The sequence below is a fragment of the Shewanella sp. SM68 genome (assembly GCF_025653925.1).
Taxonomy (GTDB): domain Bacteria; phylum Pseudomonadota; class Gammaproteobacteria; order Enterobacterales; family Shewanellaceae; genus Shewanella; species Shewanella oncorhynchi.
In genome coordinates, this window is sequence record NZ_JAKKRU010000008.1 from 23,590 (window position 1) to 47,914 (window position 24,325).

Sequence of the window (24,325 nt, forward strand, 5' to 3'; positions counted from 1 at the left end):
ATTTGCCGTCAGTCTTGGGTATAAATTCGCAGACGACGAGCGAGAATGGAATCGATTATGAGCCGATAAAAGATAAATAAATATGGAATAAAATCTAATATCTCATAAACTAATAATTTACGACTTGCGAGCAATCCCAGTGACCTTAGACCAACTGCTGATGTTTAAAACCGTGGCTGAGGCGGGCTCACTCAAAGCTGCTAGTGACAAGCTACATAAAACCCAACCCGCCATTAGCCAAAGTATCAAACAGTTAGAATCCCAACTCGATCTTATCCTGTTTAATCGCGAAGGTTATCGACTCGCTATCACTGAGCAAGGTCGAAAACTGCTGCAACATACCCTGCGGGTACTGAATGAAGCGCAAGAAATGAAGCAAGTAGCGAAGCATTTAGCCAAAGGTAACGAAGCAAGCATCACCTTAGCTTTTGAAGCCTCCTTTAATCTCGCTCGAATTTTGCCGATTTTAGAGCTGACTCAAAATGAGTTTCCCTATACCCAAATTATTCTCAAACAAGAGTTTTTAACTGGTGCACTCGAAGCGCTGAATCAAGATAAAGCTGAAATCATCATCTCTGCGGGCGGAATTGAACCCATACGTTCGAGCCATTTAGAATTAGCCTATCTTTTTTCCGGTAGCCTTCTCGATGTTGCCGCGCCGCGCATGCTTGAGCGTCATCCAACACTGACCTACGCACGAGAACTCGTTAATGAATACCAAATAGTGATCCAAGATACGGGCTCAGGCACTGCGAATATTGAGTTTGGGGTACAGGCGGGGCAACGACGTTGGTATGTTAATGATTTTTACACCAAAAAAATGCTTATTCAAAGTGGTATGGGCTGGGGCAAACTGCCGCACTATATGATTGAAGATTCACTCAAACAGGGCGCGTTGATTGCACTGGATCTGCGTGAAAGGCAAAACAACATTCAACTCGATTACTATGTGATGCGAAAACCCCACTCACCTTTAGGCCCCGTCGCCAAAGCACTCTGGCAAAAGCTGATCGCCTTTTCATCTGAGCTGAATGCTTAAGACTTCAAGCTTCAGGTTTGGTTTTAGTGGCTTTAAATAAGGTGAAGTAACTAAGTTATATGCCCTTATAAAGTCATCGGCCATAAACAAAAATGCCCCTCGATAAGGGGCGTCTTTCATTTCAATAACAGGCTAAACCTTAGGCTTAAACCTTAGCCAAGGTGCGCTCTTTGGCACTCCAATCTAAGTGATATTTCTCGCCAGCAGGGGTATCGATACGCTCAAATGTATGGGAACCGAAAAAGTCACGCTGACCTTGGAGCAAGTTTGCTGGTAATGTTTCGCAGCGGTAACTGTCGTAATACGCCAGAGCCGAGCTAATACAAGGTGCTGGAATGCCTTGCATCACCGCAGTCGCGACTGCGGTACGCCATAGGCCTTGCTTTTCAGACAAGGCAGACGCAAAACTGTCCGCCATCAACAGATTGCTAAGATCAGATTTGTCTTCATAGGCTTGAGTGATTGATTGCAAGAAAGTCGCGCGAATAATACAACCCGCACGCCAAATTTTTGCAATTTCAGCAAAGTCTAACTGCCATTTTTGTTCATGAGCCGTCATCGCCATCAACTGGAAGCCTTGGGCGTAACAACACACTTTCGCGCAATATAACGCGCTTTCAAGGGCTTCAATCAACAGTGCTTTTTGTGCGTCATCGATAACAGGTGCATTTGGCCCAGCCAATTTCTGGCTGAGTTGTAGACGTAAGGATTTTTGGGTACTTACGGCGCGCGCATACACAGCTTCAGCAATCGTCGGCGCGGGACAGCCAATTTGTAAACTGCTCACGGCCGTCCACAAACCCGTGCCTTTTTGGCCCGCTTTATCTAAGATCATTTCCACCAGCGGTTTACCCGTTAATGGATCGGCTTGTTTTAAGACTTCGGCACTGATCCCCATCAAATAGCTGTTTAAACTACCTTTGTTCCAGCGTTCAAACACATCGCCCACTTCTGCAGCGCTCATGCCTAAACCGTCATGCAGCATTTGATAGGCTTCGCAAATCAACTGCATGTCAGCGTATTCAATACCGTTATGCACCATCTTCACATAATGGCCAGCACCCGCGGGGCCAATATAAGTCGTGCATGGCTCGCCTTCTGTCACGGGATTACCCGGCTCAAAGCGTTCGATAGGTAGCCCAGTTTTGGCATCAACCTTAGCGGCAATCGCTTTCCAAATAGGTGCCACGTGATGCCATGCATCGATATCGCCGCTAGGCATAAGTGAGGGGCCGAAACGCGCACCGACTTCGCCGCCCGAAACTGCAGAGCTGAAAAATACAAATTGCCCTTTGTATCGCGCTTCACGCTCAACAGTGTCAGTCCATAGGCTGTTACCTGTGTCGATGACAATATCGTCGGACTCAATTCCGGCAGAAATCAAAGCACTACAGACACCATCGACGGGGGCACCAGCAGGAACAGAAAGCACAAGAATACGGGGTTTTGTGAGACTGGCTAACATTTCGGTAAGATTAGCACAGCCAAGAATGCGAGATTCGAGTCCAGCACGTTCCTGTTTTTCTTGCTGTATAACACCATTAACTTTAACAGGATCGAGGTCAAACGCGCTGACGTGATATTGGTTATCTGCGATGTTTAGCGCAAGGTTTTTACCCATAACACCAAGGCCAATTACGCCGATATCATTAAGATTGCTGTGGTTTTGCATTATATTATTCCCACGGGTCACAGAGGTTAGAGCTAACCAATTTTGAGGGGTAATTATACCGATCTTTGTAACTTAATTACCAGAGACATACGATTGGCAATTTCGATTGTGCCGAAAGTACCAATCGTTTAGGTCTCATTTTATCTAGGGCGTGTTGACGTTTCAGGGTTGTTTTTGCAGCGAGTTGGCTGGCTTTTATGCAAGGCAAAGCCCGTGCAGTGTAGTTATTCTACATAAACGGGCGATAACGCAGCAGAAACGCTAGCCAAACGCTGCCCGAAGGGTTCGTCTGGCAAGCTCTTGCTCTTTGTCACTCGTCATTTGAGTAGAATAACTACACGTCACTCCTCGTTTCGTGATCACGAGCTTGCCAGAGCGAACAAAATTTAATCTCGAAACGTCAACACGCCCTAGTAGAACCGTCAATTAATGGGCAAGTTTAAGCCCTAAAACACCCAGTAATATCAATATCAAACTGGCGATTTTAAGTAAGCTAATGCCTTCTCCTAAGAGGATAATTCCCGCAATCGCCGTACCCATAGCACCAATGCCGACCCACACGCCGTAAGCCGTACCAATAGGCAAATGCTTAACCGCGAGTCCTAGTAGCAACACACTCACTGCCATCGACGCTACTGTAAAGATACTTGGCCACAAACGCGTAAAACCGTCGGTATATTTAAGCCCGATAGCCCAACCAATTTCAAATAAACCCGCAAGAACTAATAAGAACCAACTCATAGTGAACTCCCATAAAGGGGTCGTCCCCATGTTAGATTAGGCGTATTTAGGGTCGTCCCTAAGCCATTTGATTACAGTAAAACTGTAGGTGATATAGCTGTACGTGATGAGAATGCAAGACTAGCAAATTTGAGGTGAAAATTTCAATCTTTGATTTTGCCGAAATAAGAAATGCCATGCGCAAAAAGGCGATAGCAAGCTTGGTCAGTTTACTATCGCCTTGATATTTCAACTCTCTATAAGACCTTTACACTCTTTCTATAAAAGCCTTTACGCTCTATTTCTTACACTAAGGCATCGGCATAACCCATGCGAGTGAGCGCGGTACGCACTAACTCTAAGGTCTGTGGATCTTCTATGGTCGCTGGCGCAGTATATTGCTGATTATCGGCAATTTTTCGCATAGTACCGCGTAAAATTTTACCCGAGCGCGTTTTAGGTAATTTTTGAATCGCACTCACTAACCTAAAGGAGGCGACGGGACCAATTTCTTGGCGTACCAGGGTTATTAACTGTTTATGCAGCTCTTCATCACTGATCGTCACGCCTTTCTTGAGTACCACTAATCCGAGGGGAACTTGGCCCTTAAGCGCATCATCTACCCCAATTACCGCGGCTTCGGCCACATCAGGGTGTTGACATAACACTTCTTCGAAGCGTCCCGTCGATAACCTGTGCCCCGCTACATTTATGATGTCATCGATACGACTCATAATGTAGAGATAGCCGTCTTCATCGGTATAACCCGCATCGCCAGTTAAGTAGTAACCCGGATACATAGACAAGTAACTATCTTGATAGCGTTGATCATTTTGCCACAGTGTCGTCAATGTCCCCGGCGGTAGAGGCAATTTAATCACCACATTACCCGAAGTATTGGCCGCAACTTGCTCACCTAATTCGTCCAGCACTTCAACCGCATAACCCGGCACAGGTAAAGCTGGCGAACCTGGTTTAATGGTAACTGGCGCTGTGCCCATCAAATTTGCTGGGACAGGCCAGCCCGTTTCGGTTTGCCACCAGTGATCAATAACAGGTTTAGCGAGCTTAGTGTGTGCCCAAACTAAGGTATCGGGATCGCAACGCTCCCCCGCCAAAAACACATTTTTAAGACAAGCTAAATCAACACCTTGTAGATATTCACCATCAGGATCTTCACGCTTGATTGCGCGAATGGCCGTCGGCGCGGTGAAGAAGCTTTTGACCTTATATTTGGCAATCGTGCGCCAAAATGCGCCGGGATCTGGCGTTCCCACAGGTTTGCCTTCATACATTAAGGTGGTGGCGCCCACCAGCAGTGGCCCATACACAATGTAAGAATGACCCACAACCCAACCCACATCGGACGCCGCCCAAAACACATCACCCGCTTGAATATCGTAAATATGCTGCATCGACCAAGCCAGGGCCACGGCATGGCCACCATTATCGCGTACCACACCTTTAGGCTGACCCGTGGTGCCAGAGGTATAAAGCACATACAAGGGATCGGTAGCCTTGAGGGCGACACAATCGGCCTTAGGTGCAGTTGCTAATGCGGCTTGCCAATCTAAGTCACGACCCTCAAGTAAATCGGCCTGATACTGGCTACGATTCAAAATTAGGCAGTGATTAACCTGATGCACTGACTGAGCTAACGCTTTATCTAACAGAGGCTTGTAAGGGATCACGCCCGAAGGCTCAATGCCGCAAGATGCCGACAAGACCAATTTAGGCTTAGCATCATTGATCCGAGTCGCGAGTTCATTGGCGGCAAAGCCACCAAAAACCACAGAATGAATCGCACCTATGCGGGCACAGGCCAGCATAGCGAAGGCGGTTTCCGGCACCATAGGCATATAAATCACCACACGGTCGCCCTTCTCTATCCCAATAGATTGCATAAAGCCCGCAAGTCGGCTCACTTGAGCCTGTAGCTCCCCGTAGCTAATGCCGTATTCAGTGTCTGTCACTGGGCTCACATATTGGATAGCCACTTGATCACCGCGTCCGGCCAACACATGGCGATCAACGGCGTTATAACAAGTGTTCATCTCACCATCGGCGAACCAATGATAAAACGGTGCCTGCGATTCATCGAGCACCGTTTGCGCCGGCTTAATCCAATCGAGCGTTTTCGCCGCTTCTCCCCAGAATTCGGCTTTATTAAGCAAGGATGCTTGGTGCAACGCTTGATGTTTTTGTTGGTTCTGTTTTTGATTTGTGGCTTGCGCTACAGATGCATTTTGCTGTTCGGTCAACATATGTCCTCCAATCAGGACTGCGACTCACATCGTCAGCCGCAATAACTACCCCTTCCTGCTTCTATTATTAGCAAGGAGGTCTAAAGCCCACTATTAGACGTTAGCCTATAACCAGAAGATATTTGTGGTTTTATGTGAGAACACTAATTTAAAGCACACGTTTTAATCTCGCTGCACAGGCTTATGGCAATTGGGATTGACACTTTTTTGCCAACAGAATAAAAGCCAAAATCTTTACCTTTACGTAAACTTCATATATCTTGCTTAAAACTGATTATTTAGGGTGCATGAATGAGCGCAACGAACACACCACAAACGACTTACTCGATCAGTGATCTCTCAAAAGAGTTTGATATCACTACTCGTAGTATTCGTTTTTACGAAGACCAAGGTTTGCTTAAACCTAAACGCCGCGGCCAAACCCGTATTTATAGCCTCAAAGACAGGGTGCGTCTCAAGCTCATTCTTCGCGGCAAACGCTTGGGCTTTTCTTTGGCAGAAACCCGTCGCTTGTTCGAATTATACGATGCAGACAAGAGCAGCACCTCACAGCTCAATACCATGCTGGCGCTAGTGGAAGAAAAAAAGTCCGCACTACAACAGCAAATGGACGACATCAAAGTCGTATTGATGGAACTCAATTCCGCCGAGCAGCAGTGCCGTTTAGCCTTAGAAGATAACAAAACGGCAAAAGCCTAAATCCCCGTTGACACAAAATCAAATCAATTTGATAGCGATAACGACTACGGATTTAAGTACAAGATTTAAAAGACTCAAGCACCTAAAAATCATAAAAACTATAACAATCTGAAATTAGAACATCTGAAAGGACACAAGCAATGAACTCTCTCTACACAAGTCTGAATTTTGGCCTAGGCGAAGACGTCGATATGCTGCGCGATGCAGTGCAGGATTTTGCCGCGAATGAAATCGCCCCAATTGCCGCGAAAGTGGATCACGACAATGCCTTTCCCAATGAACTTTGGCCTGTGCTTGGAGGAATGGGACTGCTCGGAGTAACGGTACCCGAAGAGTTCGGCGGCGCAAACATGGGCTACCTAGCCCACGTCGTCGCAATGGAAGAAATCTCCCGCGCATCCGCTTCTATCGGCCTAAGTTACGGCGCCCACTCAAACCTGTGTGTCAATCAAATCAACCGTAACGGTAATGCAGCGCAAAAAGCCAAGTACCTGCCAAAACTGGTGAGCGGTGAGCATATTGGCGCGCTGGCCATGAGTGAGCCAAACGCAGGTTCTGACGTGGTTTCGATGAAGCTACATGCCCGTAAAGAAGGCGACCGATTCATCTTAAACGGCAACAAAATGTGGATCACTAACGGTCCAGATGCACACACCTATGTCATTTACGCGAAAACCGACTTAACCAAAGGCGCACACGGTATTACCGCCTTTATCGTTGAACGTGATTCGAAAGGTTTTAGCCAAGCGCAAAAGCTCGACAAACTCGGCATGCGCGGCTCTAACACCTGCGAACTAGTGTTTGAAGATGTAGAAGTACCAGAAGAAAACATTTTAGGCGGCCTCAATAACGGCGTAAAAGTGCTGATGAGCGGCCTCGATTACGAGCGCGTCGTACTGTCTGGCGGTCCGCTGGGGATCATGAATGCCTGTATGGACATCGTTGTGCCTTACATCCACGAGCGTGAGCAATTTGGTAAATCGATTGGTGAATTCCAACTAGTGCAAGGCAAGTTAGCCGACATGTACACAGGCATGAATGCCGCCAAATCCTATGTCTATAACGTGGCAAAATCCTGCGATCGCGGTGAAACCACCCGTAAAGATGCCGCAGGCGCCATTCTTTATAGCGCAGAACTCGCCACCAAAATGGCACTGGATGCAATTCAACTGCTAGGCGGCAATGGCTATGTCAACGAATACGCCACAGGCCGCTTACTGCGTGATGCCAAGCTGTATGAAATCGGCGCCGGCACCTCAGAAATTCGCCGCATGCTGATTGGCCGCGAACTGTTCAATGAGTCGAAATAACGCGAGTTTAAATAATCTCTCACAAGTGAATGGGTAGCACCTCACTGTAACTTACAGTTTGCGCCACCCATTCGAGCAAGGTGATACCGAGTTTCCGCTTTATAAGGACAATCAAAGTGACGCAATTAAGCAGTCGTATCAACGCCCGTAGCGATGAATTTAAAGCAAAATCCGACGATATGGCCGCCCTAGTGGCCGATCTTAAAACTAAACTCAATAAAATCGAACTCGGCGGCGGCCCTGTGGCGCTAGAGCGCCATTTATCCCGCGGTAAATTACTGCCACGTCAGCGGGTTGAAAAGCTGCTTGATGCAGGCTCGCCCTTTTTAGAACTGTCGCAATTTGCGGCGTTTGAAGTTTATGACGAAGAAGTGCCCGCAGCAGGCATTATCGCTGGTATCGGCCGTGTGAGCGGTGTTGAGTGCATGATCATCGCCAACGACGCTACAGTTAAAGGCGGCACTTACTACCCGATTACCGTTAAAAAACATCTACGCGCCCAAGATATTGCCAGCCGTTGTCACTTGCCTTGTATCTATTTAGTCGACTCGGGCGGCGCTAACCTGCCTCGCCAAGATGAAGTCTTCCCCGACCGCGACCATTTCGGCCGCATCTTTTACAATCAAGCGCAAATGTCCGCTAAGGGCATCCCCCAAATTGCAGTAGTGATGGGCCTGTGTACCGCAGGCGGCGCCTATGTGCCAGCCATGGCGGATGAATCGATTATCGTAAAAGATCAAGGCACTATCTTCTTAGCCGGCCCACCATTAGTCAAAGCGGCCACAGGTGAAGAAGTCAGCGCCGAAGAACTGGGCGGCGCCGAAGTGCACACTAAAATTTCCGGCGTAGCGGATCATTTAGCCCAAAACGATGAGCACGCGTTAGAGCTTGCCCGCCGCGCGGTATCACGCCTGAATCATCAAAAAGAAATCAAATCACTCTTAAGTCCTGTCAAACCACCGAAGTTCGACATTAGCGAACTGTACGGCATTGTCGGCACCGACTTGAAAAAGCCCTTTGATGTAAAGGAAGTGATCGCCCGTATCGTCGATGATTCTGATTTTGATGAATTTAAAGCCAACTATGGCGCAACCTTAGTGTGCGGTTTTGCCCGTATTCACGGTTACCCAGTCGGCATTGTCGCCAACAACGGCATTCTGTTCTCGGAGTCGGCGCAAAAAGGCGCGCACTTTATTGAACTGTGCTGCCAGCGCAAAATTCCACTGCTGTTTCTACAAAACATCACCGGCTTTATGGTGGGTAAAAAGTACGAACACGAAGGCATAGCCAAACACGGCGCTAAAATGGTGACCGCGGTTTCTTGCGCCAATGTACCTAAATTTACTGTGATTATCGGCGGCAGCTACGGCGCGGGTAACTACGGCATGTGCGGCCGCGCGTTCGAACCGACCATGATGTGGATGTGGCCTAACGCCCGTATTTCTGTGATGGGCGGAGAGCAAGCCGCAGGCGTTCTCGCCACAGTACGCCGCGACGGTTTAGCCCGTAAAGGTGAAGAATGGTCGCTTGAGGATGAAAAAGCCTTTAAAGCACCGATTGTCGCCCAGTACGATAAAGAAGGTCATCCGTATCATGCCAGTGCCCGTTTATGGGATGACGGCATTATCGACCCAGCGCAAACCCGCGATGTGGTCGGCCTTGCCCTATCGGCAGCATTAAATGCTCCTATCGAAGACACCCGCTTTGGTGTGTTCCGTATGTAAAAGGCACATGTGAAAAACATATGTCACACAAGAAGATAGGAAAAGAATAATGACAGACACATTAAACAGCGCTAGCGGCAAAAAGGATTTAAGCAACTTACAGCACGTGAGCCATGCGCTCAATAACGGCGTTGCCGAGCTTATCCTTGACCGCAGCGATGTGCACAACGCCTTCGATGAAGTGATGATTAGCGAGATGATTAGCGTCCTTAGCTATTTTGCTGAGCACAAACAATGCCAAGTGCTGGTACTCAAAGCGAACGGCAAAAACTTCAGCGCCGGCGCCGATCTCAATTGGATGCGCAAGCAAGCCAAAATGGACTTTGAGCAAAATCTAAATGATGCCAAAGCCTTAGCAAAACTGATGCAGGATTTAGATACCTTTCCTAAGCCCACCATTGCACTAGTGCAAGGTGCAGCCTTTGGCGGCGCACTGGGGCTGATTTGCGCCTGCGATATCGCTATCGCCACGACGCGCGCCAGCTTTTGCTTGAGCGAAGTGAAACTCGGATTAATTCCAGCAGTAATTAGCCCTTATGTTGCCCGCGCTATGGGTAATCGTGCATCTCGCCGCTACATGCTGACCGCCGAGCGTTTTAGTGCAGAAACCGCATTAAAACTTAACGTCATTCATCAGATCAGCGATGACTTAGACGCCGCCGCAAAGCCGATGATTGATGCTCTGCTAGCCAATAGCCCACAAGGCATGGCATGGGTCAAAACACTGCTGTCGCATCTTGAAGACGGCGTGATAGACCAAAAAACCATTGATTACACTAGCGAGCGTATCGCCCGCATTCGGGTATCGACCGAGGGCCAAGAGGGCTTAAATGCCTTTTTTGAGAAACGTCAGCCTAACTGGCAACAAGCGCACTCAATGCCCTCTCCAACGCAAATGCAAAAGCCAAGTGATACCCAAGGAGCCCTTTGATGTTGACCAAGCACATGTTTACCAAACTATTGATTGCTAACCGCGGTGAAATCGCCTGTCGCATCATCAAAACCGCCCATGCCATGGGTGTTCGCACCGTTGCTCTATATTCCGATGCCGATAAAGAAGCGCGCCATGTAGCCATGGCCGACGAATCCTTCTATTTAGGTGGCAGTGCGCCAGCAGACTCCTATTTAAAGGGCGATTTGATTATCGACATCGCCAAAAAAGCGGGCGCCCAAGCCATTCATCCAGGTTATGGTTTCTTATCTGAAAACGCCGACTTTGCCCGTAAATGTGAAGCCGCAGGCATCGCCTTTGTTGGCCCAGGCAGTGATGCTATCGATGCCATGGGCAGCAAAAGCGCCGCCAAATCCATTATGACAGCGGCAAATGTGCCCTTAGTGCCGGGTTATCACGGCGATGACCAAGCCGATGCGACCTTAAAAGCGGAGGCACTGAAAATCGGCTTCCCTATGCTGATTAAAGCGGCTTATGGCGGCGGCGGTAAAGGCATGCGTATCGTCGAGAATGAAGGCGAAATCATGGAAGCCGTTAACTCGGCGCGCCGTGAAGCGGCCTCTTCTTTTGGTAACGATAAGTTATTGATGGAGCGTTATTTACGCCAGCCGCGCCACGTCGAAGTGCAAGTGTTTGCCGACACCTTTGGCAACGCGATTTATTTATCGGATCGCGATTGTTCGATTCAACGTCGCCACCAAAAAGTGGTCGAAGAAGCGCCAGCGCCAGGGTTAAGCGATGCACTGCGCGCCCAAATGGGTGAAGCAGCCGTCGCGGCAGCCAAAGCTATCGATTATGTTGGCGCGGGGACTGTAGAGTTTCTGCTCGACACAGACAATAGCTTCTATTTTATGGAGATGAACACCCGTCTGCAGGTTGAGCATCCAGTGACTGAGATGGTCACAGGCCAAGATTTAGTGAAATGGCAATTGATGGTCGCCAGTGGTCAGCCACTGCCCCTTAAGCAAGATGAAGTACGTATTCACGGCCACTCCTTTGAAGTGCGTATTTATGCCGAAGATCCACAGAATGAGTTTTTACCTGCCAGCGGTAAGCTCAACTTTTTGCGCGAACCCGAGCAAAGCAAATACGTGCGTATCGATTCGGGCATTCGTGAAAACGATGTGATCAGTAACTTCTACGATCCTATGATTGCCAAGCTTATCGTCTGGGATGAATCGCGCCCGCGCGCCCTGCAACGTTTAGTGCATGCCTTAGAGTCGTATCAAATCAGCGGTCTTAAGCACAACATTGAGTTTTTAGCGAACATTGCCGAACACCCAGCGTTTGCCAATGCCGACTTTAGCACTGACTTTATTGGCCGTTATGGCGATACCCTGATTGGCACAGCTTCAAGCGAAGCTGATACAGCGATTGCCTTTGCCGCGCTGTATCAAGTGCTTGCCCGTAAAGAAGCCGCCAAAGCGCAAGCGATCAACAGCGCCGATCCTTACTCTCCTTGGGGTCAAGTGAGCGGCTTTAGACTCAACAGTTGCAGTCAGCACAATATTGCCCTGCTCGATGATGCCCATGAATTGCAGCAGTTAGTGATGCTTGATTTAGACGGCATGTATCAGCTACCGCTGCACGGACAAGATTGGTTGCTAAATGGCGAGCTGAAACAAGATTTACTGCTCGCCGAAATCAACGGCCATAAGAGTAAATTGCCCGTTAGCGCCCAAGGTGATGACTTTACGCTGTTTTTATCCTCTGGCAGTTACCACTTTAAAGCAGTGCAAACACTCGTGGTCGAAGAACAAGCCAGCAATGCTGACAAGTTAAAAGCACCGATGAACGGCACAGTAGTAACCCATTTAGTCGATGTCGGCACACAAGTTAAAGCGGGCCAAGGTTTGCTGGTGATGGAAGCCATGAAGATGGAATACACAATCGAAGCCCCCTTTGATGGCATAGTCACTGAGTTCTACTTTAAGGCGGGCGAGCTAGTGACCGATGGCGCAACCTTGCTTAACGTAGAGCCGTTAAACCTAGCGCCATTAAATGGGATTGAGGCTGAGCCCACTGCGACCAAGGAAGCCTAAGATGTCTTTCGTCAATATGAGCCAAAGTCTAAACGCCAAAGACACGGTCAGCATTTTCGAGATGGGCGCGCGCGACGGCCTGCAAAACGAAGTCGCAGTGCCGACGGCAGCTAAAATCGCCTTGATTGAATCACTGGCTGATGCAGGGCTTAAGCGCATCGAAGCGGGCAGTTTTGTATCACCCAAATGGGTGCCACAAATGGCCGATTCTGCCGATGTGCTCAAACAAATACAGCGTCAAAGCGGCGTGGTGTATAGCGCGCTCACACCCAACGTCAAAGGCTTTGAACTGGCACTGGATGCAAAAGCGAGTGAGGTGGCAATATTTGGCGCCGCCTCACAAAGCTTTAGTCAGCGCAATATCAACTGCTCGATAGAAGAGTCGATTGAACGCTTTATCCCTTTGATGGAATTAGCAAAAAAACACAATATTCCGGTGCGCGGTTATGTGTCTTGCGTGCTCGGCTGCCCCTATGAAGGTGAGATAGCGGTCAGTGAAGTGGCCCGTGTGTCTGAAATCCTTTACAAAATGGGTTGTTACGAAATATCGCTCGGCGACACTATCGGTGTAGGCACGCCGCCAAAAGCCCGTAGAATGCTGCAAACAGTGACTGAGCGCGTCCCAGTCGAAAAACTGGCGCTACACTTTCACGACACCTATGGCCAAGCATTAGCCAACATTTTGGCCTGTTTAGACTTAGGTGTGCGGGTGTTTGACTCCTCGGTTGCGGGTCTTGGTGGTTGCCCCTATGCCAAAGGCGCATCGGGCAATCTTGCCACCGAAGACTTAGTGTATATGCTGCATGGCATGGGATTCGAAACGGGTATCGATTTACAAAAACTCGCGTTAGCAGGGCAAGCGATCAGCACGCAGTTGAATCGTAAAAACGGTTCGAAAGTGGCCACAGCCCTGTTAGCAAAATAAAACAAAAACCATTAACGACACCAACAACCGTTATTAAAAACGCGCGTTATTTCCCGCGCGTTTTCTAAAGCATAAAAGGACATCACAATGGCAGGACTCAATAAAGTCGTCAGCAGCTATGAAGAAGCGTTAGCAGGCTTATCGGACGACATGACCATTATGGTCGGCGGCTTTGGCCTATGCGGCATTCCAGAAGGCTTAATCAATCAAATGGTTAAGATGGGCGTTAACGGCTTAACGGCGATATCAAACAACGCTGGCGTTGACGATTTCGGCCTTGGCTTACTGTTAAAACATCGCCAAATCGCCACTATGATCGCCTCTTACGTCGGTGAAAATGCCACCTTTGAACAGCAAATGCTCTCTGGCGAACTGAACGTGATTTTAACGCCCCAAGGCACGCTGGCGGAAAAAATCCGCGCAGGTGGCGCAGGTATTCCGGCATTTTTCACCGCTACAGGCTACGGCACGCCAGTCGCTGATGGTAAAGAAACCCGCGAAATCAAAGGCCGCCATTACGTGTTAGAAGAGTCGCTGACCGCAGATTTTGCCTTAGTGCGTGCATGGAAAGCCGATACCATGGGTAATTTGGTCTTCCGTAAAACCGCCGCCAACTTTAACCCTATGATGGCGACCGCGGGCAAAATCACTGTGGTTGAAGCCGAGTTTATTGTTGAGCCAGGCGAGCTAGATCCAGATCATATCCACACGCCGGGCATCTATGTTGACCGCGTTATTCAAGGCACGTTCGAGAAACGTATCGAGCAGCGCACGGTAAAAGCCGCGAAATAAAAGGCGCTGGCAAAACCTTGAAACACAGTTAACGCAATTGGCACTTAGCTCCCTAAAGTAAAAACTAAGGGTAAAAACCTAAGAGTAAAGACCAAAGCGTCAAAGCCAAATAGAAAGGATAGATATCATGGCATTATCAAGAGAACAACTGGCTCAGCGCGTCGCCAAAGAATTAAAAGATGGCTACTACGTCAACCTCGGCATCGGCATTCCAACACTGGTCGCTAACTATATTCCAAGCGGTATGGAAGTCATGTTGCAATCGGAAAACGGTCTACTCGGCATGGGCGAATTCCCAACCGAAGACACCATAGATCCTGATTTAATCAACGCGGGCAAACAAACCGTTACCGCCGTGAAAGGCGCGTCGTTTTTCTCTTCAGCCGAAAGCTTTGCCATGATCCGTGGCGGCCATGTGGATTTAACCGTACTCGGCGCCTTTGAAGTCGATGTGAACGGCTCTATTGCCTCATGGATGATCCCCGGCAAACTCATCAAAGGCATGGGCGGCGCGATGGATTTAGTCGCGGGCGCCGAAAACATTATCGTGACTATGATGCACGCCGATAAATACGGCAATTCTAAGCTGCTACCCGTGTGCGAATTGCCACTAACCGGTTACGGCTGCATTAAACGCGTCGTCACAGATTTAGCCTTTATCGAAATCAAAGATGGCGCATTTCATTTGTTAGAGCGCGCGCCAGGCGTCAGCGTCGAAGAAATCGTCAGCAAAACCGCCGGCAAATTAATCGTGCCAGAGCATGTACCAGAAATGGTGTTTTAAGCGTTCTCTAAAATGCGCAAGTAACGTATAGCGGCTAAGGTTGAAACTCAAGTTAGTTTGAAAGCTTTAGCCTAAAGAGTTTTGAGCGTTAACCGACGTTTTACGATACCAACAAGGCCCAGAAAATGATTCTGGGCCTTGTTGCTTTTGTCATCCCCGCGAAAACGGGGAACCATGAGTAAAATTCACCACCAGCTTGTTCACTACAAACCTTGTTTTTTGTGAGCTTTTGCAGTCTAGGTACTTTTTGAGAGCTTATCGCCATAAACAGCACTAATGCTCTGGCGACACGCCGTAAACCCATCCTTGGGGGCTCAACGAAAAAGTCCCTTTTTCCGATGGTCGCCAACGCAAGAGTGCGGTTTACTCCCCATCCCAGCATATTCAATAATGAATAATGTCGCGCATTAAACTGATAACACCATATGTTAGTAAGGTTCTTTGCTGGCGAATGTGTGTTCACCATCGCTACAACGGAGTCGCTTAATGCTTGCTTCAAAAATGCTACAGATAGTCATATTTAGCGCCGTTACGGTAAACTTGACGCCAGCTAAGTAAAAAGGATACACAGAATGTTAGATAAGTTTCTCAATAAACGCAGCCGAAGCCGCAAGCTGATGCGCGATTATCCAAAAAACGTGTTTGAATACAACCAGTATTTGTTGACTGGTTATATTGATACTGGGATAGCGGAAAAATTCGAGAGATTAAAAGCATATATTGATTACCCTGATGATTTTCGCCAGTGGGAGTTATTTGGATCTGAGTTCGCAGTACCTGAATGCCATTGGAATCTTGCGGCACAACTTACGTATATTGAATCAGGCAAGCTCGAGGCGGCACCGCTGCTGCATTCGCTCGCTTACGGCTATTTTGATACCGCCATAGACTATTACAAATACTGCACTGCGGTTGAAAACACCGGTGGTTTTACTAATGCTAGTTGGGATACAACCCATGTATTCAGGCTGGTGCTGATGCTTTTTTCAGGGCTTAAGACTGAGGCCGACGAGCTGTATTATGCCAACGCAATGGCTTGGCGCTCAGGCTGGATAATTCGCTCCCACAGTTTTATAGGCGATTTTTTGGTGCTGCTGTATGGGCGCTATTTGGGCGTTATTGAGCCGCCTTTTGCCACGGAAGTGCAAGTGACACTGCGAAAAACGGCTCCTTTCCCCTATGCGCCATTTTTAGATAACTGGGACACACAGGATATCGAATTCATCAGCACTATGCTGCAAACCCTGTGTGATCATCAGGTAGAACAAGCAGTTATTGGGGATAAAAAGTGCTTTTTTGAGTTCAATGGTGGACCGCACACATATTTACCATTGACAGCGTTAATGCTGCTGAAACTGCGATCCCTTAGGGGTTTGCCTAACCCACAATTCAGTCATCCAGCCTTTGGCGAGATCACAGCTTTGTTTGAACAAGTATCCACATCATTTAGTGATTATGTTGCAACGTTAGGGATACAGCGGATTGAAGATGCTGCTGATGAGGTGTTAACCAACACATTAACCAGAATGCAAAGCCAAGATTTTGATGCCCATGCTATTTTCGCCAAGCGACTGCCATCGTTTAGTGCTGGTTAAGATTTTGATTAACCAAATTTTCATAAAAAATGGATAACCAATAAAATTATGATTCTATTAATATTGAGGACCCAAGGCTTAAGGTTGAGCGTATTCAAGCCTTAAGTCATCCACAATACAAGCCAGAGGAAAGCTTATGTACCAGATTGCGATTGTGATATTTGATGAATTTACCGATATCGATTTCTTCTTAATGCGCGATATTCTCGGCCGTACAAAAACCGATTGGACAGTAAAAGTACTCGGGACCAAACCTAGCCACATATCAAGCTTGGGGATGACGGTTGCAACCGATGGTCATGTGGCCGAAGTCGCTGATGCCGACGTGGTATTATTCAGCAGTGGTTACAAAGGCGTACCTGCGGCACTTGCTGATACTGAGTTTATGTCCGCCCTTAAATTAGATCCCACACGACAATTGCTTGGCAGTATCTGCGCTGGGTCATTCTTCTTTGCCAAATTAGGGCTACTCGACAATCTTTCAGCAACGACTCACCCCGATGCAAAACCTGCCCTAGTTGCCATGGGCGTCGATGTAGAAGACTGCGCCCTCGTGATTAATGGCAATATTGCCACTGCGGGTGGCTGCCTTTCCTCACTCTATTTAACCGGTTGGGTTGCGGAGCGTTTATTCGACAGTGCGAAACGCCGCGAAATTCACAGGCAGCTTATTCCTGCCGGGCAAACAGATATTTTTGAAGCATTAATCCAATCCTCCATCTCCGCGGCCATTCGTTAAAAGTGATGTAGATACTCTCGATGAATGAAAAGGATCCCATGATAAAACTTAAAAATCTTCTCGAGGCTATAAAAGCCGAGCATCAAATAACCACCCCGAATGAGCTTGTGGCTTTGCTATCGCAAAATGAATTACTCATTCAGCAAATCCAAACTGCTGATGCGCAGCATTGGGTGCATTTTGCTAAGAATACCTTCGATGGTTGGTATTGCATTCAAACACCTATGCTCAGTACCTTTCATGTTTACTACCAAGAACGTGGGCAAAACTGCTGGGGAGAAGATGTTTTTACCGAGCAAAGTGCAGCCATAGCAGCGGTTATTTTTATGTCTGGTATTTGGGATCAAGTCCCCTAGCACTAAGCAAGTAAAAGCCTGCTCACTCATCCTATATCTTCACCTTCACGAATGGCGATATGTAACGAATCATTGCGCGACTTTCAATATCGAAATCATCCTGTTAGGGTGAGTGCTTAGATTGACTCATAATAACAGACACATTTTTAGCGCTCTGTTTAACTCTCTTATTGCCCAAAGGAGCGGTATCTATGGACTGGCTTATTATTGCACTCGCTGGCTTTTTAGGCGGCATGCTCAATGCGGTTGCCGGTGGTGGCAGTTTTATTACCCTTTTAGCGCTAGTGTTTGTCGGGGTTCCACCGATTGCGGCGAATGCCACGGGGACAGCCGCGCTGCTGCCTGGTTATATCGCCAGCGCATGGCGTTTTAGAAAGGATATCGAATATCCGGCGAGTCTTAGCCTTAAGAATCTGATCTTAATTGCTTTAATTGGCGGGAGTATTGGCGCGGGTATTTTGCTGACCACCAGCGAGCAAGTCTTCGCAAAGCTGATCCCTTGGCTAATTCTACTGGCCACCGCGGCCTTTATTGTTGGCCCTTGGTTGCTCAAACGAAGAATCGCTGAGCAAGGCGAAAACACCTCTACGCCAATGTTAAGTCCGATGACGGCACTGATAATGCTGTCGGCTGTGTGTATCTATGGCGGTTATTTTAATGGTGGCTTAGGCATCATACTACTCGCAAGTTTTGGCCTGATGGGGCAAACCAATCTACATGGGATGAACGGACTTAAAAATCTGATTTCAGCCCTGCTCACCGCCATTGCCGTTGTGGTTTATGCCGCGGGCAATGTTATCGATGGGCAATATCTGTTGCTGCTTGCCGTTATGGCGATTGTCGGTGGTTATGTGGGGGCGGCGCTGGCCTACCGTATTTCACAGCCCTTGCTACGCGGCTTTATTGTGATCGTCGGTTTAGCGATGGCTTTAGGCTTTTTCATGCGCTAGTTTTTCATGCGTTAGTTTTCATACGTTAGGCTTTTGATTTGTGAAGCTTAAACTCATAAAAGCTGGACAGGCGAGTTTTCGATACAAGGTCTCACCGATAAATTGCCCTTATGTGACTGACTTGTTACTCTGATCCATCCTATAGGAGAACAGTGTGATTAAGGATAGCGATGAAACTGATGACCTTGAAGCTGAGGACCTTAAGACTGAGTAAATTAATGCCAAAGACCTTGAAGCTAAGCACCTTAAATCTTGCCCTGTGTCTTATTGCATGCTCACCGGCTATTTACACCGAAACCGCTAGCGCAGCAACCATTAGCGTCAAAACGGAAACGGGTAATATTCAGGTAAAAACCATAGCCCAAGGGTTAGAGAATGTCTGGGGTATGGCATTCTTACCCGATGGCAGTATGCTCGTGACTGAACGCGCTGGCAGAATGCGCATTGTCAGCACGGCAGGCAAAGTGGGTGAACCCTTAACGGGTTTACCGCCGATGTATGCCAAAGGTCAAGGTGGTTTACTTGATGTCGTGCTTGCGCCAGATTTTGCCAGCAGCAAAAAAATCTATTTCAGTTATTCAGAACCCGCTGAAGGTGATGCAAGCGAGCTCAATAGCACAGCGGTCAGTTTTGCCACGCTCAATGGTAACAAGCTTGAAAATCTCACCCGCGTTTTTAGTCAACAACCCAAAATCAACAGCGGCCACCATTTTGGATCTCGTTTAGTGTGGGCGCCTGATGGCACACTGTTTATCACACTCGGCGATCGCTACAGCGAAAAAGATAGCGCCCAAACATTGGACAATCATTTAGGCAAAGTGGTGCGTATTCATGCCGATGGCTCAGTGCCTAAGGATAACCCCTTCGCCAATACGGCTGGCGCCTTACCCGAGATCTGGTCTATTGGTCATCGCAATATGCAGGGCGCGGCGATTAATCCCATCAGCAAAGTCTTGTGGACTGGCGAGCATGGACCTCAGGGCGGCGATGAACTCAATATTGATGAGGCGGGCAAAAACTATGGCTGGCCTGTGATTACCTATGGTGAGAATTACGGCGGCGGCAAAATTGGCGAAGGCACTCATAAGACAGGAATGGAGCAACCCGTCTACAAATGGGTGCCCTCGATTGCCACGGCGGGCTTTATGTTTTACACAGGTGATAAATTTCCACAGTGGCAAAATAATCTGTTACTCGCCAGCCTAAAGGGAAAAACACTGGTGCGTTTAGTGCTTGATGGCGACAAGATAATTAAAGAAGAGCGGCTACTGAAAACTGAATTAGGGCAAAGATTGCGCTCAGTCGTGCAAGGGCCAGATGGACTGATTTATCTCGTAACCGATGAAGCTAAATCAAAAATTTACCAGTTATCGCCGCAGTAATCTTAATCGCTGCACTTTAAATAGAGCGCTTTAACTAAAGCACCTTAACCACAGCAATAAGCTCAATCGATAGAAAATTTAAGCCTTAAAACGACAAAAAGTGTTCATCAGGAACACTCTTTGTCGTTGGCGTGGCACTTATTAATTCATGCCTTTATTCGTTCACCACACACATGCCCTGCTCGGTTTGTACATAGGGAGCTAAAATAGGCATCATGCCCTTCATCACCTGCAATGGCAGCGCCGAGGTAAAACTAAAATCATCGGATTTACTGCCTGGCACGAAGGCGGTCAAAGTACCGAAGTATTTGTCACCTAGATAAAACACGAAGGTCGCGGTGCGGTTCATCGCCGTAGTCGCCACTTTTTTACCTTGCTGCATCTGAGTCACAATACGGTTATCACCGGTGCCGGTTTTCCCGCCTATGGCTAACATGCCACCTTTTTCATCGGTAAAAATGCCCTTTAAACGACGTGCGGTGCCGTTTTGCACTACGTTCGCCAGCGCCGCTTTTAAGGCTTGTGCTACTTCATGGCGCATTACCCGCTCACCTTGGGTGTTCTGATTCTGTAATCTCACTTCATAGGGCGTATCTGCGGCGAAATGCAGCTGATTGATACGCACTGTGGGCAAACGATAGCCGTCGTTTTGAATAATGCCCATCAGCTCGGCTAAGGCTGCGGGTCGGTCACCCGAGCTACCCAGCGCTGAGCCTAAGGATGGCACCATAGAATCAAAGGGATAACCTAAACGCGCCCAACGTTGATGTATGTCGAGGAAGGCTTCAACTTCAAGCATCACTTGCACTCGAACATCACGAGCGTTTTTATGCCGCGTCCTAAACAACCAACGGTAAACCTCTTGACGTTGTGCTTCACTCGCCTGCTTAACATCGTTCAAGTTGGCATCAGGATTATGATTAAGATAATCCAGCACCCACAATTCCAAAGGATGCACCCGTGCGATATAGCCTTGATCTGGCAAATTATATTTATCCGGACCGTACTTGTTATATAAGCTCTTAATACGACCATCGGTATAGCTTACCTGCGGCAATCTTTGCTTCAAGAAAGCCTTAAATGCCGCCATAGGTTCATCGGGCAGTAAATAGCGATACGCCGCCGTCAACTGCTGCTCCGACTGGGACAAACCGTCAAAAAACATGTCGAAACGCTCATTCGCAGCCACTTTTTTGTACTTGCGATAAAACTTAGTAACGAAGGTATTACCTTCTCTATCAGCAAATACCCGCAGATATTCGTCACGGCGCGGATCTTTATCATTACGCAGCAACTGGGCCATATTGCCCTCGTTTTGCATACTACTGCTGTAATTCACGATATCGCGCATGAGGCGCACAAACGGCAAGTTAACCGAATCCTGCAGGGCTTGGTAAAGTGTTGGCGTTTTTAAATCTTCTGTTTTTTTAAAGTTATTAAACACATGCAACCCACCACCGGTAAAAAACTGTTCACTGGTTGAGGCCGAATATTCTCGCTGTAACGCCGCATCTAACATGCGGTCTAAACGTCTGTCGGGATTCAAAATCAAGTAATCAATCGCCCAACGGGTTAAATGATCCCTAGGTTCGATAATGATGGATTCCAATTCAATCCCATGTTTCTTGAAATACTTGTCGTGGATCTCGGCAATGATTTCTAAGTAGGTCGCCATCACCCGCAATTTAGCGGTTGAGCCCAATTCCAACTTACTGCCTTCGTTAATATCAAAAGGCTGATCGGTACTATCCGTCTGCACTCTAACTCGGTTGGCGGTCTCAGTGCGCTCATAAAGCGTAAAGCTATACAGTACGTTTTGCAGTTGGCTTGGGTCGAGTAACCGTTCGCCAAGCAGACCCACTTTCTCCGCGGTAGGCACTTGCGCCAGACTGCGTAAGTAGTGACTGACTTTCTGCTGTAAGTCACTGTGTAAGCTACTATTGACCGTCAAATCGAGCCTGTCTAAATCGTACAGCCCCACATTTAACATGCCCGCGGTACGAATCCGCACTGTGTTCACGCCCTTATCTGCGCCAGATTGGGTATTACGCTGCGGCTTGGCGACCTTAAACTGCAATTTCTGCGCGAGTGCAGCATCACGTAGGCCACGATCAATCAAATAATACTGGCCGAGTAAACGGATATGGCTATCGACTAAGTTTTCAAGATCTTCATGACCTTGCAATAGATAGTAAGACGGACGACGTTGGGCGATCATCAAGGCAACCACTTGTCGGAATACTTGTCCGCGCTTGGTGGCATTACCTTTGATCTGCGGCGATGCTAACAGCTTGTTTGCAGTATCGAAATCGGTACCAAACCACGCCCACAGTCCATCACCAATACCATGAACTTCACCATGATTTGGCGCCGAAGATAATGGAACGGTATTCAGGTAATCTTGAACGATGCGCTTACGAGCAGGTTCAGTGTTTTCACCTTGTTGGTACACGCGCACACTGGCCGAGCCAATTTGCAGTAACTTATCTTTAATACTCAAGGTTAAACCTTGGGAAGAATGGCGGAATTTCTCAATCTGAGTCGCAAGTGTACTGCCACCCGCGGTAGAGACATTCATACCAACCATTTCAGCAATTTGGCTCATGCCTGCCACCACAAAACGTGGCCAGTCGATCACAGGATTGAGTTTCTCTTCCGTCGTCCATAACTCGCGGTTTTCAATAAACAGTAAAGTATTAACGATTTCATTGGGGATCTTATCGTCGTCCTGATAAACCCGTTTAGGATAGGCAAATTCGTATAAATCAGTATTGCGGCAATCGAGCAGCGTCAACCCAGATTGAGCCTTTTCATGGTAAGGCGGAAAAAATCCAAGTTGAGCGTATTCCTGCAACGCTGGCGAAAACGCCACTTGTTGCGTTACCTGAAAATTCCGTTGCAATAACCTATCAATATACTGAGGTAACTTACTGTAGCCATGGCGCTCATCAAAAGGACCATAACTAGGATAAATAACCGCTTGGCTCGGTGAGCTTTCTAATTCATAGGTGAGCGTCTTAGCATATTGATTGATGAATTTTGCTTGGTAAAACGAAGTTTTAACCTCAAGTCCAATCAGCAATGCAGCGCAGCAAATCAGAATAAAAAATAAGAACCAGACCCTGCCCTTTGATCTGGCTTTACGCGGCGGCTTAACCTTAGCTTTAGGCTCAGGTTGTGGTGGACGAGGACGATAATTTTCGAACTTCATCTCTGATGTGGAATTAGGCAAAACAGCTCCAAAAAAACACTAAAATATTCATCTTTCATGCAACTCAGCAAATCCGTTGCCACTCAGTAAAGCAAGATATCAAACTCATCTAGCCATTATCCGGCTCTATTAATTAGTCTTAGTACCCATTATGTTCCACACTTTATCAAACCTAACTTCACTGTAAAGAAGGGTGCCTGTGACCCACAACCGCCACTAATCAATACTAATGTTAAGCTGATAGTACATTTTGCCAAATATTAATTTGTTGATATCAAGGTATTTTCAGCGATTAAGGCAACAGACAGTATGACTTAAAAACAAAACGAGCTAATTTAAGTCGCATAAAAAGAATGAGTCGCTCAATAATCACACGTGATTAACGAAGCCTCATCCCACATATTCATGCGCATCCCAGATAAATTCACGAAAATGCTTGCGACAGACAGACTCGTAACTTTCATTACCGCCAATCGCCACTTGCTCACCCTCGCGCATCACCTTGCCTTCACCATCAAGACGCACCACCATGTTAGCCTTACGGCCACAATGACAAATAGTCTTCAACTCAACTAATTTATCGGCCCAAGCTAATAAATAATGACTGCCGCTAAAAAGTTCGCCTTGAAAGTCCGTTCTTAGGCCATAACAGAGTACAGGAATATCAATATTATCGACCACATGCGTCAGTTGCTTAACCTGTTCTTTACTCAAAAACTGACACTCATCCACCAGCACACAACTTAATGGCGTAGCTTGATGCACATCGCTAATCATTTGAGTTAAATCATCTTGGCTACTAAATACCTGTGCTTCGGTTTCAATGCCAATACGCGAGGCCACTTTACCTTTGCCATACCTGTCATCTATGGAAGCTGTCATGACCAAAGTATTCATACCGCGTTCACGGTAGTTATAGGATGACTGTAATAGGGAAGTGGATTTACCCGCGTTCATAGACGAATAATAAAAATACAATTGAGCCAAGACTTATACCCTTTAAAAACGTTAGCGCTTACGCGTCTGCTACCAGAGCCAAATTGAGCGCTAGTCTAACATTGCGCTTCACATCAGAACACTAGCAGCCGCTAAGCTTTTATCATGAAATTCTGCAATGACACCAACTTATCAATCATTTTAATCCCCAATCGCCTCCTGAAATATTTCTA

The 24,325-nt window shown here is 47.4% G+C and carries 19 protein-coding genes; 14 read left to right on the forward strand and 5 right to left on the reverse strand.

What is annotated here, in order from left to right; genetic code table 11:
• The first annotated feature begins 139 nt into the window (after positions 1 to 139).
• The gene (locus L5M40_RS13680; RefSeq protein WP_173243957.1) at positions 140 to 1,039 is read left to right on the forward strand and encodes a LysR family transcriptional regulator; all 900 of its coding nucleotides are present in this window, start codon (positions 140 to 142) and stop codon (positions 1,037 to 1,039) included.
• 145 nt (positions 1,040 to 1,184) lie between these two features.
• Here L5M40_RS13680 and gndA read toward each other — a convergent pair whose 3' ends face one another.
• The 3 genes from gndA to L5M40_RS13695 all read right to left on the reverse strand — a co-directional run bounded on the left by gndA (position 1,185) and on the right by L5M40_RS13695 (position 5,695).
• Positions 1,185 to 2,711, reverse strand: coding sequence for an NADP-dependent phosphogluconate dehydrogenase (gene gndA, locus L5M40_RS13685; protein ID WP_173243955.1), 1,527 nt, complete (start codon positions 2,709 to 2,711; stop codon positions 1,185 to 1,187).
• A 426-nt stretch (positions 2,712 to 3,137) separates the two neighbouring features.
• Positions 3,138 to 3,452, reverse strand: coding sequence for a quaternary ammonium compound efflux SMR transporter SugE (gene sugE / locus L5M40_RS13690; RefSeq protein WP_263176946.1), 315 nt, complete (start codon positions 3,450 to 3,452; stop codon positions 3,138 to 3,140).
• 284 nt (positions 3,453 to 3,736) lie between these two features.
• Entirely contained in the window at positions 3,737 to 5,695 is a 1,959-nt protein-coding gene (locus L5M40_RS13695) for a propionyl-CoA synthetase (protein WP_263256768.1), read from the reverse strand.
• A gap of 291 nt (positions 5,696 to 5,986) precedes the next feature.
• On the opposite strand from L5M40_RS13695, the gene L5M40_RS13700 reads away from it, so the two are divergent.
• From L5M40_RS13700 to L5M40_RS13760, 13 genes are all read left to right on the forward strand, one after another.
• Positions 5,987 to 6,394, forward strand: coding sequence for a MerR family transcriptional regulator (locus L5M40_RS13700; protein ID WP_006082318.1), 408 nt, complete (start codon positions 5,987 to 5,989; stop codon positions 6,392 to 6,394).
• A gap of 140 nt (positions 6,395 to 6,534) precedes the next feature.
• Positions 6,535 to 7,704 (forward strand): isovaleryl-CoA dehydrogenase, encoded by a 1,170-nt coding sequence (locus tag L5M40_RS13705; protein WP_113940993.1) that lies wholly within the window; start codon positions 6,535 to 6,537, stop codon positions 7,702 to 7,704.
• Between the two features lie 116 nt (positions 7,705 to 7,820).
• Positions 7,821 to 9,428, forward strand: coding sequence for a carboxyl transferase domain-containing protein (locus L5M40_RS13710; protein ID WP_105252050.1), 1,608 nt, complete (start codon positions 7,821 to 7,823; stop codon positions 9,426 to 9,428).
• A gap of 49 nt (positions 9,429 to 9,477) precedes the next feature.
• Positions 9,478 to 10,359: an enoyl-CoA hydratase-related protein gene (locus tag L5M40_RS13715; RefSeq protein WP_263176947.1), complete on the forward strand. Its 882-nt coding sequence runs from the start codon at positions 9,478 to 9,480 to the stop codon at positions 10,357 to 10,359.
• A complete protein-coding gene (locus tag L5M40_RS13720) occupies positions 10,359 to 12,422 on the forward strand; it encodes an acetyl/propionyl/methylcrotonyl-CoA carboxylase subunit alpha (RefSeq protein WP_263176948.1) in 2,064 nt (687 codons plus the stop codon). The genes L5M40_RS13715 and L5M40_RS13720 overlap by 1 nt, the downstream gene beginning before the upstream one ends.
• A 1-nt stretch (position 12,423) precedes the next feature.
• Positions 12,424 to 13,347, forward strand: a complete 924-nt coding sequence (locus tag L5M40_RS13725) for a hydroxymethylglutaryl-CoA lyase (protein WP_263176949.1) — start codon at positions 12,424 to 12,426, stop codon at positions 13,345 to 13,347.
• 87 nt (positions 13,348 to 13,434) lie between these two features.
• Positions 13,435 to 14,139 (forward strand): CoA transferase subunit A, encoded by a 705-nt coding sequence (locus L5M40_RS13730; RefSeq protein ID WP_105252046.1) that lies wholly within the window; start codon positions 13,435 to 13,437, stop codon positions 14,137 to 14,139.
• A 127-nt stretch (positions 14,140 to 14,266) separates the two neighbouring features.
• On the forward strand, positions 14,267 to 14,923 hold the full coding sequence (locus tag L5M40_RS13735; protein ID WP_006082325.1) for a 3-oxoacid CoA-transferase subunit B: 657 nt from the start codon (positions 14,267 to 14,269) through the stop codon (positions 14,921 to 14,923).
• Between the two features lie 572 nt (positions 14,924 to 15,495).
• Complete coding sequence (locus L5M40_RS13740; RefSeq protein ID WP_263163489.1) at positions 15,496 to 16,518, forward strand: hypothetical protein; 1,023 nt, start codon at positions 15,496 to 15,498, stop codon at positions 16,516 to 16,518.
• A gap of 136 nt (positions 16,519 to 16,654) precedes the next feature.
• Entirely contained in the window at positions 16,655 to 17,257 is a 603-nt protein-coding gene (locus tag L5M40_RS13745; RefSeq protein WP_113940987.1) for a DJ-1/PfpI family protein, read from the forward strand.
• A 38-nt stretch (positions 17,258 to 17,295) separates the two neighbouring features.
• Positions 17,296 to 17,613: a cytoplasmic protein gene (locus L5M40_RS13750; protein ID WP_263176950.1), complete on the forward strand. Its 318-nt coding sequence runs from the start codon at positions 17,296 to 17,298 to the stop codon at positions 17,611 to 17,613.
• A gap of 191 nt (positions 17,614 to 17,804) precedes the next feature.
• The gene (locus tag L5M40_RS13755) at positions 17,805 to 18,563 is read left to right on the forward strand and encodes a sulfite exporter TauE/SafE family protein (RefSeq protein ID WP_263176951.1); all 759 of its coding nucleotides are present in this window, start codon (positions 17,805 to 17,807) and stop codon (positions 18,561 to 18,563) included.
• Positions 18,564 to 18,733: 170 nt separating this feature from the next.
• Positions 18,734 to 19,945 carry a PQQ-dependent sugar dehydrogenase gene (locus L5M40_RS13760; protein WP_263148766.1) on the forward strand — a complete coding sequence of 404 codons (1,212 nt, stop codon included), beginning with the start codon at positions 18,734 to 18,736 and terminating at the stop codon, positions 19,943 to 19,945.
• A 154-nt stretch (positions 19,946 to 20,099) separates the two neighbouring features.
• Here L5M40_RS13760 and L5M40_RS13765 read toward each other — a convergent pair whose 3' ends face one another.
• Positions 20,100 to 23,177 (reverse strand): transglycosylase domain-containing protein, encoded by a 3,078-nt coding sequence (locus L5M40_RS13765; RefSeq protein ID WP_263256769.1) that lies wholly within the window; start codon positions 23,175 to 23,177, stop codon positions 20,100 to 20,102.
• Between the two features lie 369 nt (positions 23,178 to 23,546).
• Positions 23,547 to 24,143 (reverse strand): thymidine kinase, encoded by a 597-nt coding sequence (locus tag L5M40_RS13770; RefSeq protein ID WP_263163494.1) that lies wholly within the window; start codon positions 24,141 to 24,143, stop codon positions 23,547 to 23,549.
• Positions 24,144 to 24,325 lie beyond the last annotated feature (182 nt).